The organism is Mesorhizobium sp. M0954 (genome assembly GCF_040319155.1).
In the GTDB taxonomy this organism is placed as follows: domain Bacteria; phylum Pseudomonadota; class Alphaproteobacteria; order Rhizobiales; family Rhizobiaceae; genus Mesorhizobium.
The window spans coordinates 47,688-62,213 of the sequence record NZ_JAMYNR010000022.1; the positions used below are offsets into that span (position 1 = coordinate 47,688).

General features: G+C 60.2%; 18 protein-coding genes and 1 pseudogene. 12 read left to right on the forward strand and 7 right to left on the reverse strand.

Annotation, left to right across the window (positions count from 1 at the left end):
- Positions 1 to 279: 279 nt before the first annotated feature.
- Together NKH93_RS25025 and NKH93_RS25030 are read left to right on the forward strand one after the other, a co-directional pair.
- Positions 280 to 606, forward strand: a complete 327-nt coding sequence (locus tag NKH93_RS25025) for a DUF736 domain-containing protein (RefSeq protein WP_352972499.1) — start codon at positions 280 to 282, stop codon at positions 604 to 606.
- 141 nt (positions 607 to 747) lie between these two features.
- Positions 748 to 1,057, forward strand: a pseudogene (locus NKH93_RS25030) (DUF736 domain-containing protein).
- A 9-nt stretch (positions 1,058 to 1,066) separates the two neighbouring features.
- Here NKH93_RS25030 and NKH93_RS25035 read toward each other — a convergent pair.
- A complete protein-coding gene (locus tag NKH93_RS25035; protein WP_352972501.1) occupies positions 1,067 to 1,603 on the reverse strand; it encodes a Ros/MucR family transcriptional regulator in 537 nt (178 codons plus the stop codon).
- 156 nt (positions 1,604 to 1,759) lie between these two features.
- Between NKH93_RS25035 and NKH93_RS25040 the strand changes: the two genes are divergently transcribed.
- The gene (locus tag NKH93_RS25040) at positions 1,760 to 2,173 is read left to right on the forward strand and encodes a hypothetical protein (RefSeq protein WP_352972503.1); all 414 of its coding nucleotides are present in this window, start codon (positions 1,760 to 1,762) and stop codon (positions 2,171 to 2,173) included.
- Positions 2,174 to 2,191: 18 nt separating this feature from the next.
- Here the strand turns inward: NKH93_RS25040 and NKH93_RS25045 are convergent, their stop codons facing one another.
- Positions 2,192 to 3,103: a LysR family transcriptional regulator gene (locus NKH93_RS25045; protein ID WP_352972506.1), complete on the reverse strand. Its 912-nt coding sequence runs from the start codon at positions 3,101 to 3,103 to the stop codon at positions 2,192 to 2,194.
- A 99-nt stretch (positions 3,104 to 3,202) separates the two neighbouring features.
- Between NKH93_RS25045 and NKH93_RS25050 the strand changes: the two genes are divergently transcribed.
- A complete protein-coding gene (locus NKH93_RS25050) occupies positions 3,203 to 3,964 on the forward strand; it encodes an SDR family NAD(P)-dependent oxidoreductase (protein WP_352972508.1) in 762 nt (253 codons plus the stop codon).
- On the opposite strand, the gene tnpB is transcribed toward NKH93_RS25050, so the two are convergent.
- The 3 genes from tnpB to tnpA form a co-directional block, all read right to left on the reverse strand.
- Positions 3,961 to 4,137, reverse strand: a complete 177-nt coding sequence (tnpB, locus tag NKH93_RS25055; protein ID WP_352972510.1) for an IS66 family insertion sequence element accessory protein TnpB — start codon at positions 4,135 to 4,137, stop codon at positions 3,961 to 3,963. The genes NKH93_RS25050 and tnpB overlap by 4 nt on opposite strands.
- Before the next feature lie 156 nt (positions 4,138 to 4,293).
- The gene (locus NKH93_RS25060; RefSeq protein WP_352972513.1) at positions 4,294 to 4,641 is read right to left on the reverse strand and encodes a transposase; all 348 of its coding nucleotides are present in this window, start codon (positions 4,639 to 4,641) and stop codon (positions 4,294 to 4,296) included.
- Between the two features lie 182 nt (positions 4,642 to 4,823).
- Positions 4,824 to 5,162 (reverse strand): IS66 family insertion sequence element accessory protein TnpA, encoded by a 339-nt coding sequence (tnpA, locus tag NKH93_RS25065; protein ID WP_352972515.1) that lies wholly within the window; start codon positions 5,160 to 5,162, stop codon positions 4,824 to 4,826.
- Between the two features lie 373 nt (positions 5,163 to 5,535).
- Between tnpA and NKH93_RS25070 the strand changes: the two genes are divergently transcribed.
- Complete coding sequence (locus NKH93_RS25070; protein WP_352972517.1) at positions 5,536 to 7,653, forward strand: DUF3363 domain-containing protein; 2,118 nt, start codon at positions 5,536 to 5,538, stop codon at positions 7,651 to 7,653.
- 271 nt (positions 7,654 to 7,924) lie between these two features.
- On the opposite strand, the gene NKH93_RS25075 is transcribed toward NKH93_RS25070, so the two are convergent.
- Positions 7,925 to 8,173, reverse strand: coding sequence for a helix-turn-helix domain-containing protein (locus NKH93_RS25075; protein ID WP_352617894.1), 249 nt, complete (start codon positions 8,171 to 8,173; stop codon positions 7,925 to 7,927).
- 148 nt (positions 8,174 to 8,321) lie between these two features.
- Between NKH93_RS25075 and NKH93_RS25080 the strand changes: the two genes are divergently transcribed.
- From NKH93_RS25080 to NKH93_RS25110, 7 genes are all read left to right on the forward strand, one after another.
- Positions 8,322 to 9,041 (forward strand): hypothetical protein, encoded by a 720-nt coding sequence (locus NKH93_RS25080; RefSeq protein ID WP_352972520.1) that lies wholly within the window; start codon positions 8,322 to 8,324, stop codon positions 9,039 to 9,041.
- Between the two features lie 434 nt (positions 9,042 to 9,475).
- The gene (locus NKH93_RS25085; protein ID WP_352972522.1) at positions 9,476 to 10,087 is read left to right on the forward strand and encodes a DUF6946 family protein; all 612 of its coding nucleotides are present in this window, start codon (positions 9,476 to 9,478) and stop codon (positions 10,085 to 10,087) included.
- Positions 10,088 to 10,093: 6 nt separating this feature from the next.
- Complete coding sequence (locus NKH93_RS25090) at positions 10,094 to 10,582, forward strand: hypothetical protein (protein WP_352972524.1); 489 nt, start codon at positions 10,094 to 10,096, stop codon at positions 10,580 to 10,582.
- Positions 10,583 to 10,619: 37 nt separating this feature from the next.
- Complete coding sequence (locus NKH93_RS25095) at positions 10,620 to 11,201, forward strand: PH domain-containing protein (protein WP_352972526.1); 582 nt, start codon at positions 10,620 to 10,622, stop codon at positions 11,199 to 11,201.
- Positions 11,198 to 11,680, forward strand: a complete 483-nt coding sequence (locus NKH93_RS25100; protein ID WP_352972529.1) for a hypothetical protein — start codon at positions 11,198 to 11,200, stop codon at positions 11,678 to 11,680. Before NKH93_RS25095 ends, NKH93_RS25100 begins: the two co-directional genes overlap by 4 nt.
- A 136-nt stretch (positions 11,681 to 11,816) precedes the next feature.
- Entirely contained in the window at positions 11,817 to 12,044 is a 228-nt protein-coding gene (locus tag NKH93_RS25105; RefSeq protein WP_352972531.1) for a hypothetical protein, read from the forward strand.
- 47 nt (positions 12,045 to 12,091) lie between these two features.
- Positions 12,092 to 13,786, forward strand: coding sequence for a RecQ family ATP-dependent DNA helicase (locus NKH93_RS25110; protein WP_352972533.1), 1,695 nt, complete (start codon positions 12,092 to 12,094; stop codon positions 13,784 to 13,786).
- Between the two features lie 5 nt (positions 13,787 to 13,791).
- Here the strand turns inward: NKH93_RS25110 and NKH93_RS25115 are convergent, their stop codons facing one another.
- Positions 13,792 to 14,337 carry a hypothetical protein gene (locus tag NKH93_RS25115; protein ID WP_352972535.1) on the reverse strand — a complete coding sequence of 182 codons (546 nt, stop codon included), beginning with the start codon at positions 14,335 to 14,337 and terminating at the stop codon, positions 13,792 to 13,794.
- Between the last annotated feature and the right edge of the window lie 189 nt (positions 14,338 to 14,526).

The window sequence follows — 14,526 nt, forward strand, 5'->3', positions numbered from 1 at the left end:
GGCCCGTTGGCCAGCATCGTTCTCGTGGGACTGATGCTGGAATCCTCCTTGTGCGGCCTCTCTACTGGCTGTCGGGCGCCGGTCGGGCCTCTGACTGCAACGGCTTCGCCGACCTTGTTCCCCTGCGGCTTTGCCGCATTCCTCGCGGGACAACAAGCTCGGCTGCCGCCGTCCTCCGCTCACGCTGCGGTCCACAGGATGCAGTCGGCCCGATCGTCGCCTCACGACCGCTATCGAGGCCGCACAAAGCAGCTTCGGCAACCAGTCAGGAGAACGACAATGGCTACCATCGGCAACTTCCAGCAATCGGATAACAACGAGTTCAGCGGCGAGATCGTCACCCTCTCGCTCCAGGCCAAGAACGTCCGCATCGTCCCCGATACACGCGCCAGCGGCGAAAACGCTCCCAGCCACCGGGTCTTCGTCGGCCGCATCGAAATCGGGGCCGCCTGGTCCAAGCAGTCCAACGAGGGTCGCAGCTACCTCGGTCTCAAGCTCGACGACCCGAGCTTCACCGCTCCGATCTACGCCAACCTCGTCGAGGGTGAGGACGGCCAGGGCTACAGCCTCATCTGGTCACGTCCGAACCGCCGCAACGGCGACTGAGCACCCTAGGACGCCTCGCACCCGGCGGGGCGTCGTCCAGAAACTGACCACTCAGCAGCTCAGAGCCACAGCTTGACGAGAGGTCCCTCATGTGCAGGCCGCGATGGGCGCGGCCCGAGAAAAGCAGAAGGAACCACCACAATGACTACGATCGGCACTTTCTCCCGCACCGCGAACGGCTTCTCCGGCTCGGTCAAGACCCTCAACCTCAACGTCAAGACGGTGACGTTCTCTCCGGCCGATGGCGAAAACGAAAAGGGTCCCGACTTCCGCATTCGCCGGCGCCACCGAGTTCGGGGCGGCATGGAAGAAGACCTCGCGCGAGGGACGCGACTACCACTCCGTCAAGCTCGACGATCCCAGCTTCCCAGCTCCGATCTATGCGAGCCTGGTCGAGACCGACACCGAGGACGAATTCTCACTCACCTGGTCCCGCCGCACCGCAGAGTGATGCAGCGCACTAGCCCTTGGCCGGTGTCTTGCGCGCCTTCTTCACTGGTGACTTGATGGCTGCCGCGGTCGTCGTCGTGGCTGCTGCTGCGCGAGCAGCCCGTTTCGCTTTTTCCGCCGTGGCAGGAGGGGGCGCAGCCGCCTTACGCCCGAGCCCTATTGATTTCGCCAGGGCCGAGCGGGTGGCCGCGTAATTTGGCGCCACCATCGGATAGTCGGAGGGCAGGTTCCATTTTTGACGGTATTCGTCCGGACTCAGATTGTAATGCGTTCCGATATGCCGCTTCAAGGATTTGAACTTTTTCCCGTCTTCCAGGCAGATGATGAAATCAGGTGACACTGACTTCTTGATCGACACCGCCGGCTCCAGTTTGGCCGCGATCGGAGCCACAGGTGTGCCGATCCCTTGCAAAGCGACATAGACATCCTCGATCAGCTTCGACAACTCGCCGACCGGCAGCGGATTGTTCGAAACGTAGGCGGAAACGATGTCGGCGGTGACTGATACGAGATCAGCCTGGTCGCTTGGGTCTGGAGAAACGGTCATCGAATTTCCTCTTGTCCAAAGGGCGCTTTGAAAACGGATGGTCTGTCTATTCGCCAATCAGGCAAATAATTCGCTACTCCGCCAACAAACCTCATTCCGTGCAAATATCAAGCAGGCAAGTGTCGCTGCGATCGTTCGGTCCGGCGGCAGACGAAATTGCCGATCGCGTCGGGGAAGCAGGAAGGCTTTCCCGCTCGCTTCTCCGAGCGCCAAGCGTGCAGCCCAACGCAAGCCAGCGCCATGAACCATGGCTCCTGCGTCGCAGGGTTGAGCCGTGAACATCCGCCCAACAGTGATCGTCGCGGCACGCTGTGGCGCGGTCCTCGTCGTCGGGCCGGCCGCGCGGAAGATGATCAGGCAAGGCGTGCGTTTTCTGCAGAGCCTTTTCGGGTACTGCCACGCGCACCGGACGGCTGTCAGTCGCCCGAGTTAAGCGATTTCCGCACCGCTGAATTCACGAACCTTTTCGGTTTCCAGGATCCCCGGATTATGCCTGATTGGCCGGACCCAAAAGCAATCGCCGTTTGCCGGATCTGCCCGATCTTGGGTGTCATGATCGCCCATGGCTGAGGGCGCCAAGAGCGGACGCTAGGAATGAGGATTTTCCCGCCGTTCGGATGTCGCACCGAATTCTGAAATGGCAAACGAGATGACGCTGCGCAGGCGCGGCGTCATGCGGCGGTCGCGATGATAGACAAGTGACATCGATCGTTCTCGTAGATGCCAGTCTGGAAAGAGTTGAACGAGCAGGCCTGCCTGGATATCCGAACTCAGTAGAATGGACGGCTGCATGATCAGTCCCAGGCCAGCGCGTGCAGTCATGCGGACGGCCTGACCGCTATTGACGGTGATCGGCATTCGCGGACTAACTTCGACCGTATCGTCACCTTTCGCCAGCTTCCATGGCGACCGCGCTGCCGGGGTAAAGCCGATGGCATCGTGGTTGGCTAGATCATTAGGATGGTCTGGATTGCCCCTTCGTGCAAGGTAATCCGGCGCGGCACAGATCATCATCCGGTAAGGGGCAAGACGGCGCGCAATCAAGCGGCTATCCGGCAACTCGCCGATACGGAAAGCAATATCGAACCCTTCGTCGACGATATCGACGTTGCGATCGGTCAAGGTGACATCCAGCGTGACGTCCGGGGCAAGCTCGCGGTAGCGCTGCAATCTCGGCATCAAGACCTCTGCGCCAAAAGTCGTCGGCGCCGTAACCTTCAGCTTGCCGCGAGGCTCTGCTTGCAATGCCTCGGCATCTTGATCCGCGATGGCAACGCGCTCCAGAATATCTCGGCATTGTTCGACGTAGCTGGCGCCGAAATCTGTCAAGCTCTGACGGCGCGTGGTCCTGTTCAGAAGACGCGTTCCGAGCCGCTCCTCCAGTGCCGCCACGTGCTGCCCGACCATTGCTGGCGACATCCCGAGCTTGCCCGAGGCGGCGCTCATCGAGCCCTCTTGCACCGTCGTCACGAACACTTGCATGGAACGAAATAGGCTCATTCGATAGTTTGTCTTTTAAATGAAGATATAATTTTTGCAATTATCCATATTAATCAGTGAAATTACAACTGCCGTGACGCTGCAATCAAGGAACACGACATGGCACAGAACAGATTCACGGGCAAAACGATCCTCATTACGGGGGCGGGAACTGGCATGGGGCGGGCCGCCGCTCTTCGATTGGTCGAAGAGGGTGGGCAAGTCGCTCTCGTCGGACGCCGGCCCGAGCCTATCAGCCAATTGCAGTCGGAGATCGAGACCGCCGGCGGCACCGCGATCGCGATTGCCTGCGATATCGCCGACAACGAGGCGGTTGCCGCGGCTTTGCAGACGACGATAACCCGCTTCGGAAAACTGGATGCCCTGTTCGCCAACGCCGGCGTACTGGGCGAGTTCAAGCCTTTGGCCGTCACGGAAGCGGATGAATTCGACGCTCTGATCGCTACCAACCTGCGCGGCACCTTCTTCACCATCAAGCAATGCCTGCCGTTTCTGGCCGATGGCAGCATTCTCATCAACGCCTCATGGACGGCTGGTGGAGTGATGCCCGGCGCCGGAGCCTATGCCGGCACGAAGGGCGCCCTACAGGCAATGATGCGCACGCTTGCGGTAGAGCAAGGCCCACGGAACATCCGCGTCAACGCCATAAATCCGGGCATCATCCTGACGCCGATGGCCGATGATGTCATAGACCCTGTCTTCGCCGCGCGCCTCGCCAGCCACACACCCCTTCGCCGCAACGGCAGATCGGAAGACGTCGCGGGCACCGTGGCCTGGTTGCTTTCGGACGACGCCAGTTTTGTTACCGGGCAGGAGATCACCGTCGACGGCGGCTTCACAATAGGCGGCATACGGCTTTAGTCCGATCCAATCGTATCCGTCAGTGAACTGACCGCAAGCATCTCGCCAGGCTCGGCCAGACGCGGCCACACAAACCGTCCGTGATCGATGCGCTTGGTGAACAGGCACAGCTCCGTTCCGTCCCAGAACAGGATCTTCAGAAGCGAGGCATTCTTGCCGCGGAAGACGAACAAATGACCCGGAACGGCTCCTTCTTGAGCTGTTCCTGGATCAAGTAGCGAGACCATCGAGACCTGTGCGCATGTCGGTGTAGGCGAGCGCCAGATGCACTTTCACGCCCGCTGGAAATGACAATCATGATGCCTTCTCCTTGCCGGCGAGCTGCCGCTTCACCGCAGCCGCAGTGGCGCCCGCCGGCACGAACACGCGCCGTCATCATCCCGTTCGATCGCCACCATGCCGTCCGGTGGCCGCACGAGATCGCGCAAGGCGGCCAGCGCCGACGGCTCGTCTTCGCCTCCATCGGCGAGCTCGACCGTCGTCAGTTCCAGCGCGTTACGAGCGGTCAGGCCGAACTCTTCTCGCCAGCGGAAGGCCATGCTGGTGGCAACGCCATGGCGGCGGCGAACCTGCGCCACGGCGACACCGGGCTTCTCCGTCTCCCGCACGATCGCCAACTTCTGCTCGTCGCTGAACCGGCGCCGGTTCGAGCGCCCACCCACCGCTTCCGGCGTCAAGCGGTGTTGGCGCCGCGTGCAATTAGCAGCGCTGCTTAATTGGGCTCGGGCACTCGGATGAAGCAGCGATCGCCAGTCCATTTCGTCGCCGGATTCTTACAGGCGATCGCGCCAGATCCGCAACGCATGCCGCGAAAGCCCGAGCGCCGCCGCATACTCTGCATGATCCATGCCACTCCAATTCATCGCCTCGACATGCATGCTCCAGAACGCGCGAAGGGCGGTTGGGCCGCTGTCCGTGCGGTTGCCGTAGCGATAGCGGGCCTCCTCTGGGGGCGCTTCGGCTGCTGCGTCTTGCCCTGACGTCCAGCCTTCTTTCGGCGCAAATTCTGCAGCTTTTCCGCACGCTTGCGCAGGTCTTCGCTGTTCACCAGATGGCGCATCCACAGCTCGAACGTGGTGATCGAAAGATCGCGCTGGCGACCGTATTCCAGCGCATCCTGATTGCTGCGGTACCAACTCGCAATGTGCGACGACCAGTAAGGACTGTTGGCCTTGGCCCAGGAGCGGCGAGGCGCCATCGGAAATCCTCCACATGACGAAGGAACCCGACATGACGCGAGATTGCACTACTCAATCTGGGTGCAGAGACCGGACGCTTACGGGGGACGGGGAGGGACGGCAAGATAAAGCGAGCTGGCGCTCGCCCTCGCTTTGCTCGTAAGTCTCTGTCTGCACATTGTTTTTTCCTGCTCGTGCCGACGCCAGGCGGAATCGCGCGAGGTGCGGATGGCGCCGGCTGGTTCGCTATCCTGTTGATCTGAAAAGCAAAGGTGTGATGCCCTACCGATGTGCGATCCGCCGTTTTACGCCGCAGCAAGTCTTTGCGCGCCATAGCGCGCTCGGCGCTCCGGCCATCTTGAAGCACCAAATCTGACCCCCGATGCTGTCGTTATGGCAGATCGTGACAGCGACAGGTTCCAGGTTCGCACCGGCCGGATGCGGCATGGCGGCGCGCCGGTCAATTCACGGACGCTGCCCTTTGTGCGCCAGGTCGAGATTGCCATCCGCAAGCAGGGCGGCAATCCCCATCGCATCGGCGCAAGCAGGAGCGACGGAAAGGGGAGTGGCCGCTTCAATGCCCGCGGCCGCGGCGGCAAGATGGCGGCAGGGTTGCCAAAGGATGGTGGCGGGTGGAAGCAGGACTCCAATGGCGTCCGCTTTCGCTCGCGCCGCGTCGTGGTGAAGGCCCGCGTCGTCAAGTTGGCGACGCACGGGAAGGGGACCGGGCGCGGCCAAAAGTTCGTGACGACGAGCAAGGCTGTCGATGCGCATCTGCGCTATCTCCAGCGAGACGGCGTGACCAGGGACGGCGAGAAGGGAAGGGTGTACTCGGGCTTCGACGACGAGGCCGACGGCAAGGCGTTCATCGAGCGCGGACGCGGCGACCGGCACCAGTTCCGCTTCATCGTAGCGCCGGAGGATGCCGCCGAGATGGAAGACCTGCGCTCCTTCACCCGCGATCTCATGCGGCAGATGGAGACCGACCTCGACACGCGCCTCGACTGGATCGCTGTCGACCACCACAACACCGGTCATCCCCATACCCATGTCCTGGTGCGCGGCGTCACCGATGACGGCAAGATCCTGAATATCGCTGGCGACTACATCGCCCATGGCATCCGTCATCGGGCAGGCGAGCTGGTGGAACGGGAACTCGGGTTGCAAAGCGAGATCGAGGTCGCCCGCAAGCTGGCCAATGAAGTCGGGGCCGAACGGCTGACCCGCCTCGACCGCATGCTGATCGACGAACAGCAGGAGCACGATCTTGTCGACCTGCGTCCCAATGCCAGCGACAGCTACACCATTTCCAGCAACCGCTATCTTCTGATCGATCGGGCAAAGAAGCTGGAGCATTTCGGCCTGGCGAACGAGATCGAGCCCGGGCGATGGGTGATCTCCGACAGAGCCGAAAGCACGCTGCGGGCACTTGGCGAGCGCAACGACATCATCAAGACCATGCACCGGGCGCTGGAGGAGCACGGCCTCGCCGATGAACGGGGCGCGGCGCAATATGTCATGCACCGCCAGACCATCACCGAGCCGGTCGTCGGCCGTGTGCTCGCCAAGGGCCTTGCCGGCGACGAGATGTGCGACCGGCTGTCGCTCGTCATCGATGGCGTCGACGGGCGCACCCACTACGTCGAGACGGCGGATGCGGCAAAGTTCGACGACATTCAGCGCGGCCATATCGTGGCGCTCGATCCCATCCTGCCGAACGAGCAGCCGCGTGCGGCCGACCGCAACATCGGCGTCGCAGCCGGCGAGGACGGCGCCTATCGGCCGAGCAGGCACCTGGAGGCAATCCGCGAGACATTTTTGGAGCAGGGCAAGGACCCGGAGGCCTTTGTCCGTTTCCATGTCCGCCGTCTCGAAGCGCTGCGCCGGGCCGGCCATGTCGAACGCATCGACGAAGACCACTGGCGTGTTCCAAAAGACCTGTCCGAGCGCGGCATCGCCTACGATGCCCGCGACCGCGCAAAGGACTTCTCTGTTCGCGTGCTTTCGACGCTCGATCTTGACGCGCAGGTCGGCAGCGACGGCGCCACCTGGCTCGATCGGGAGCTTACGGCCAGGACCCCTGTGTCGCTGGTCCGGTCAGGCTTTGGTCTCGACGTCGACAACGCTCTCGACAGACGGGCTGCCCAGCTCGTCGGGATGGGTCATGCCGAACGCTATGCGACTACCGGGACTATCACCTTCTCGCGCGATCTTGTTGCCACGCTGGAGCGCCAGGAAGTCACGAGGGTCGGCAAGGAAATGGCCGCTGCGCGCGGCCTCACCTACGCGCCCGTGCAGCCAGGCAGTCATGTTAGCGGCACACTCCTTGGCTCGGTCCGTCTTGCCAGCGGGCGCTTTGCCATGCTGGACGATGGTCTCGGCTTCCGGCTCGTTCCATGGCAACCGCTGCTCGACAAGCGCATCGGCCAGCACATCACCGGCCTCGTGCAAGACAGCGGCGGCATCGACTGGAGCTTCGGCAGAAAGCGCGGGCTGGGGATCGGGATGTGAGGGTCGGTCCATCCGAAACTCACTTCAGGTCGCTGCCGTTCTATACGATGAATTCTGTTCCTGCATCTGTCAGGCACTCACGGCGCCCTCCAGAGCGGAGCCGTCTTCGGCCTCCTGACGAGATATGTTGGATCAGAATCGAAGCGTGGCGCGCTAAGTCTGCCCGAGATCGCCCCAGCATCGCGCGTCCGCTCCACAGGCCGAACACCTATGTGCGACTTCCGCTCTCCCTGCACGCCTCATGCGAAAGGTAGCCGGTCAATCCAAAGGGTCACAGTTTGCCCTTTGTCCCGTCAGATCGACGCGCCAGGCGAACACCAGCACCGCCTCCGTTCTCCGGGATGAATTCGATCCCGGCCGCTTCGAAGACTGCACGAATTTCGGCGAGGGTTGAATTCTTTAACTGCTCGCCTCTTTCTAACCGGGCGATGGTATCAGGAGATACGTTTGCGTTTATGGCTAGTTCTCGAGTTCCCCAGCCCAATGCGACGCGTGCCATCTTGCATTGAACTGCATTCATTTCGTAACCGTGATACGATTCTTGTTGATCCATCGTGACATTTTCATTATCGTACCGCTGATACGATTTTTGCTTGAAAGCGGCTGCCGTTGGTGTGCAACCACCCTCAGCAGCCTGACCACAACCAAGCTGTTCAGGAGCTCGGATCATGGCTGATTCCGACAATAGCATGACTCTGCCTTTGGTCACTCGCCGACAAATGCTTACGGGAGGAATGATCACGTCCACCGCTTTGATGCTTGAGAAGAATGCGCTTCCCGGGGATGTAGCAGCAACCAGCATGCCCTCCGACCCTTCGATGGCGCTTTGGCGCGAATGGGAGATGACCCGCGAGTCGGCCGAGCGGCATTGCCGCCGGCAGCAGCGCCTGGAAACAAAGCTTGTCGAGAGCGTCGGCTTTCCTCGTGTGAAGGTCCGCCTGCCCAACGGTCAGGACGTCACGGTCCACGCGATCGAGACGCTCAACGAAGTGCTCGGCAAAGGGCCGGATACGGCGGCTCTCCGGCAGAAGGCCCAAGCTGGTTTCGCGGCACATCAGGCCCGCTGGGAGGCGGCTGCCGAGGAGGGCGGCTACACCGCCGCGCTCAGAGCCGAGCGCGAGGCTGGCGAGCGGGCAGGGGATCTGCTGGAAGCGTTCTCAGCCACCCCCGCCACGACGCTTGCCGGTGTGGCGGGCAAGCTCGACGCTATATTGCGCGAGGGCGAAGCCTGGGAGGAATCCTCCGAATTCCCCTGGCCGCAAATCCGCTCGGCGCTCAGTGATCTAGTGCGCATCGGGCATGTGCTGAGGCCGGGCCTATTCATGCCCGGCTGCCGCCAATCAAGGAGCTTAGAGGTATCCAAGAATTTGAAACACGGTCGAGGCTGATGCAACGTTCATCGTAAATACTCGGCCTCCCGAGAGCTGGAAGAACGTCGGACGAGCTCAACGTACGCAGTTCGTGCCGTCAAGCCTTTCAGCATGTTCGTTCGAACGTTCCGAGTCAGTAACCTGCCACACTTCGCGGTCGGTCTCTGATTGTGGGAGGATGCGCCAGGCGCGCAACATGCTTGTGACGATGCCGCCGCTAGGTTAGACCCCAGTCAGCCTGCTGAAGTGGGATTGCAAGCACGGTCGCTCCTTCGCTGCCCTGCAAATGTCCGACCTCAAGCCTACGTGCTGGCCAAAGTCTCCAATTTTACAGATCCGATCAACTGAGTTGTGATCTGACCATGATAGCCCTGCCTCAGGTAGTTCGGAGGCTTCTCGGTATGTCGCGTGTTTACGTTCCCAGCTCGGGGCCGGATAGTTGGCAGGCGTTCTTGGCTGATCCCGCCAAGCATTGGCGAATAGGCTATTCGGCGCGAACACTTGCGCATAGCTGGGAACAGGCGAGCGGCCTTCCTTCCGAAGTCGCTGCAATGTTCGACAAACCAGCTGAATTGCTTGTTGCGCTTCCCGAACACAAGGTCCCGTTAGCTGGTGGGGGCCGCGACAGCCAAAGCGACGTTTTTGCCTTAATACGCTTTGGCGAAGAGACATGCGCCGCCGCGATCGAGGGCAAGGTCAATGAACCATTTGGGCCAACAGTCGGCGAGTGGTTCGCAGAACCCTCTGATGGCAAGCGCCTTCGCATGCTTCAAATATGCGATCTGTTGGGCCTGGACACGGTCCCCCCGTCTGACGTGCGCTATCAGCTGTTGCATCGGACCGCATCGGCATTGCTGGAGGCAAAGCGGTTCAAGACCGACGAAGCGGCGATGATCGTACAATCGTTCTCCATCTCCCGGATGTGGTTCGCTGACTTCGAACGGTTTGTCAGTCTTTTCGGCATCTTGGCTCGACCAGACCAATCCATCGTCACGGTTCTAAAGAGCGCTCAACGGCTTCGGCTAGGTTGGGCCACCGGAAATCCAGAACATCTCTCGCACTGAAGGCCCATGAGTTTGGAACCGAGACCCTACACGTCTAAGCAGATGGGCGATGCCTGCGAGATGGTCGTTGCAGCCGAACTGACACTTGCCGGCGTGCCGGCGCTTAAAGTTCCTGACAACTGGCCTGGCTATGACGTCATCGCTCAGCCGGTCGGATATCCGCCGCAACGGGTTTCTATAAAGTCTCGAACGTTCAAGCAGGGGCCGGCCTACGTGACGTACTACGACTTCGATCAGTTCGATTGGCTTGCCATCGTCATTTTGCTTCCCGCTTCGCCAAACGGCAGGGCCGTTTACCTGATCCCGAGGGGTGTCTCCGACGAGCTTGCCCGCCGGGACAAACCGACCAGCAAGACGGCGGCCGAGCGGTATTTCCGGGTCGATCAGGTTGAGCGTTTGTTCCTGCGTTACCGAGACAACTACCGCCTGAGCAGAGACGGTGATGCAAATGCGGTTCCTGTCACGGATGAGCCGGCAGGTACGCCAATCTTTTAAAACGCTTGCCTGTGAACTGAAAGATTGAAGGTCCGACATGCGGCACATCGATTACTTTCGAATGAAGAAATCCCAGCCTGGCGAGATCGTTTCAGCGCATCTCGACGGGTGGATAGGCAAGACAATGGGTAAGGGGGATGGCCGCAGGCGTAACGGGACGCTTGTAGTCACCAACCATCGTGCGGCGTTCTTGCACAAAGGAATATTTGGTGAAATTTTTGAAACTATCCCCATCGAGAAAATCAGCTCTGTCGAGACGCGCAGCGTATTGGGATATCGACTGCTGAAAATCCACACGTCTCATGACCACCTGACGTTCAAGACCTTCGCTGATCACGAGGCCTTTGGTCACGCCGTGGCAATGATTAAGACGACAGGGCGCGGGGCCGAAGTTCGACGTACCTCGGATCAAACGAGCCTGCACCTGGCAAGCGAGCTTAAGGAATTGGCTGCGCTTCGCACAGCTGGGGCACTGTCCGGCGAGGAATACGAACTCGCAAAAGGCCACGTGTTGCGCTTTGGGTCGCTGCACAACATAACGCCGCGGACCGCTCCGTGCCTGACATCACAATGCGAGGCACCGAACGGCCTTTCCAGGTCAACAAACGCGGCGGCTTGACCGGCTGGCTGATGGTTGCGCTTATTGGAATGTGTTGCGCCATCTGGTTTAGAGGATCGATCATCTCCGCTCAGCCGCCCGCAGCGAATGGTGCGATGACCTCGGCAGCTGGGACGTCAAGCTCATCAAGGGGGCAATCATCCTTGATGAGTGGCCAGCACTGGCCGGATGAGGCCATATGCAGTGCCGGGGTTCACACCTACTTTTACATGAAGTTGCCGCCCGAATACGTGCGGCAGCAGAGTCAATGGTTCTCATTTAGAAGCGAGTTAGGACAAATCTACAATTGCTCGGTCGGCAATGGCCGGATTTCGCTGAACTGGGTCAACAGAGACGGTGCAACGATGCAGTCCAATTCGGCGACATTCACAATCGCCAATGATGTGCTGACAGTCTCCGACGCGCTCCAGGAAGAGACGTTTGATCTGTCTTCTTCACCGTGGCGACTGTTGTCCCAAAGATACACGGACCCGGGCTGAGATGATCCACAACCCCCGTCTCGCCCATCGGGGTCGCCCAACTTGGCCGTTGTGGTAATGGCGGGTAAACGAAGATCTCTCGGCGAGCGGCATAAAGGGACTGACAACGACACGATCCGTCACACGAGGTTTAATCGTGGGTGCCAAGCTGTTAGCCTACTCGGAACGGCTGGCGGATTTTGGAGCTCTTGGCCGCGCCGAAATCAACCCCATGGTGAGTAGCTGGGGCAATGTCCCGATCTTTGTCTTGCCCCACTTGGCGCAGCTACAGCCCGAGCAAAGCAGAAAGCCCGACAAGGCCGCTCGGTTCGTCCGCATTCTCTGCGAACGCTTCAAGGTATTTCAAACAAGTCTTAGTAGTTGAAATCGAAAGGTCGTCGCGGCTACGCGCCGCCCGATGTCTAAGGTGTTTTGGAGAAAGCCCTGAACGTCGCGTCAAACCAGTGGCAGATCGTCCGAAATCAGGTCTTGGAGCGCGACGGCTATCGTTGCGTGTCGTGTGGTGTTGCGTTGCGCTCTGCGGACGCCGACATTCATCACCTGCTCCCCCGATCCATGGGCGGCGCTGACGAAATGTCGAACTTGGTCTGCCTATGCGACGGCTGTCATGCGCGCCACCATCCGACCTTAGCTGGCGGGTTGGCGCGCCGCGCGATGGAGCGGTGGGCTGTGCGGCTGGCGCGATGGCTCGACCGCGAAGGTGTCGTCAGCGAAGCCGCGGGAAGCTTCGGCCCCGTCTTGCGCCTGTTTGGTTTGGAGCGTTTTCGGCACGGCCAGTTGCCGATCATCCTCGCGGCGCTGTCAGGGAAATCTGTTCTGGTTGTCAGTCCGACCGGCTCCGGTAAGACCCTCTGCTTTCAACTCCCGGCGCTCCTCCGACGCGGCGTGGCAATTGTCGTGTCGCCCCTCAAGACGCTGATGTCCGAGCAGGTATCAGACCTCCTCGGCAAGAAAATACCGGCAACCTTCATCAACAGCGATTTGAGCCGGGAGGAAAAGGAGACGCGGTTCGCTCTCCTGACACGCAATGCGATCAAGCTTCTGTACATCGCACCCGAACGCTTTTTCGTGCGCAGCGAGGACGAGCGCAGCCGTTTGAAGCGCAGTCAGCCATCGTTTCTGGTCATCGATGAAGCGCATTGCGTTGATCAATGGGGACAGGACTTCCGGCGCGAATACGGGCGTTTGCGGGAGGTCCGCGAAAAGCTTGGCTCACCTCCGGTGTTGGCCTTTACGGCAACCGCCGGGAAAGAAATGCAGGATCGTATTCTGGCGTCGCTCGGCATCCCCGATGCGAAGATCTTCGTTCGTGATGTAGACCGCCCCAACATTGCATTGTTGCGTTGGCGTTGCAGTCCCGAGCGCCGGGCGCAAGAAATAGCGTCGATGCTGCTATTGCCCCAGTTGGAGGGGCAGAAGGTCATGATCTTTGTGCCATCGGCGAAAGTCGGCGACGAGCTAAAGAGCAACCTTGCAGCCTTGGGCTTGGATGCCCCGTTTTATCATTCGAGACTGGGCACGCCTTGGGAACGGCAGGAACTCGTGAAACGCTTTCTCGGCCAGAGCCGCCCGGTGGTCGATCACATCATTTGCACGAACGCCTTTGGCATGGGTCTAGATGTTCCGAACGTGCGGCTCGTCGTTCATTGGCAGCAGTCTGCATCAGCCGAAGACCTGTTGCAGGAGCTGGGTCGGGCAGGGCGAGACAGAAAGCCATCCGCGTCGGTGATCTTCCATGACGGGCCGGGTCGTAGCGACACCGGGCGGCTCAAGTTCATGGCCGAGAAAACTGTCGAGGCCGCCCCACTAGATGAGCATCAGAAGGCCACCATGCTGGAGCAGCGGTCGCGGCGGATTGATCAGGTTGCGGCGATGCTCCGCTCCTCATCCTGTTTTCGAGCTTCGGTCCGTGGCTATTTCGGTGACGGGAACGCTCCGCAGAAACTCAGCCCTGCCCTGCGCATTCTTGAGTGGGTGTTCGGAACACACGCGCCGTCAACACAACGCATGGCTTGTTGCGACCACTGTGACGCCGAACTGGTCAAGAAACATGGCGCATTGACCTATCTGGCTTGGATAGTGGGCGGCAAGAGCGCTCAATTATGACAAGCCTACATGAACAATCCGGCCAAAGCCCCGACAGCAGTGGACGTGTGTTGCTTTACGAACCTGATGCCCGACTTTATCCGTCTGTGCCGTTTGATGGCTTCCGTTATGTCGGAACGATACTCTTGCGGGTCTGAGCGACCATCGCGGTAGTGATCCACCACAATGTCGGCCATGCTGCCGATCAAGGCGATTGTCTCGTCCTCGGAAAGGCCCGCAAGCGAAACATAGAAGTAGTCGTCCTCGCCCTCGTAGTTCTCAAACAGGATGATGGGCAGTTCCCCCGACCCGATCCCTTGCTGATCAATCACGTGGCGGGACAAGTCGATACCGTATCCGTCCTTCGAAAGCGGAAGGTCGATTGCATAGCCGCCGCCCTTATAGGGGATCAGCATGTGCCAAGCACTGCCAACATGTCGGTCAAATCCGCGTTTCGCTCCCAAGACAAGTTCGATGTTCTTGGTTGTGTATCCGCTATCGAGAAACCACGTCACAAGCGCACGTTGTTTCTTGAAAGCCTCCAATTGTTTGACGCTGGAAATCGTCAGCATCGCATCCCCTCCGCTCGACCATTCGTAAGCAAGACACTCCCGAAGAACGCTGCCTGCGTCAAGCTCTTGGGGCCGGGCGCATTCCAAAGTTCTCCCGTCAGCGGTGACCGGCGCGCGGAGCAGCAAAACACATTTTGAAGGGGCATTGTCGTCAGGCTCCCCGAGGTTGAAAACGATCAGGAGAGACGG

What these genes read in the sequence shown, in the direction of transcription:
- NKH93_RS25025 (WP_352972499.1), top strand. Translation starts at nt 280, where the DNA reads ATGGCTACCATCGGCAACTTCCAGCAATCGGATAACAACGAGTTCAGC.
- NKH93_RS25035 (WP_352972501.1), bottom strand. Translation starts at nt 1,603, where the DNA reads ATGACCGTTTCTCCAGACCCAAGCGACCAGGCTGATCTCGTATCAGTC.
- NKH93_RS25045 (WP_352972506.1), bottom strand. Translation starts at nt 3,103, where the DNA reads ATGAGCCTATTTCGTTCCATGCAAGTGTTCGTGACGACGGTGCAAGAG.
- NKH93_RS25050 (WP_352972508.1), top strand. Translation starts at nt 3,203, where the DNA reads ATGGCACAGAACAGATTCACGGGCAAAACGATCCTCATTACGGGGGCG.
- tnpA (WP_352972515.1), bottom strand. Translation starts at nt 5,162, where the DNA reads ATGGCGCCTCGCCGCTCCTGGGCCAAGGCCAACAGTCCTTACTGGTCG.
- NKH93_RS25070 (WP_352972517.1), top strand. Translation starts at nt 5,536, where the DNA reads ATGGCAGATCGTGACAGCGACAGGTTCCAGGTTCGCACCGGCCGGATG.
- NKH93_RS25075 (WP_352617894.1), bottom strand. Translation starts at nt 8,173, where the DNA reads ATGAATGCAGTTCAATGCAAGATGGCACGCGTCGCATTGGGCTGGGGA.
- NKH93_RS25080 (WP_352972520.1), top strand. Translation starts at nt 8,322, where the DNA reads ATGGCTGATTCCGACAATAGCATGACTCTGCCTTTGGTCACTCGCCGA.
- NKH93_RS25090 (WP_352972524.1), top strand. Translation starts at nt 10,094, where the DNA reads ATGAGTTTGGAACCGAGACCCTACACGTCTAAGCAGATGGGCGATGCC.
- NKH93_RS25095 (WP_352972526.1), top strand. Translation starts at nt 10,620, where the DNA reads ATGCGGCACATCGATTACTTTCGAATGAAGAAATCCCAGCCTGGCGAG.
- NKH93_RS25115 (WP_352972535.1), bottom strand. Translation starts at nt 14,337, where the DNA reads ATGCTGACGATTTCCAGCGTCAAACAATTGGAGGCTTTCAAGAAACAA.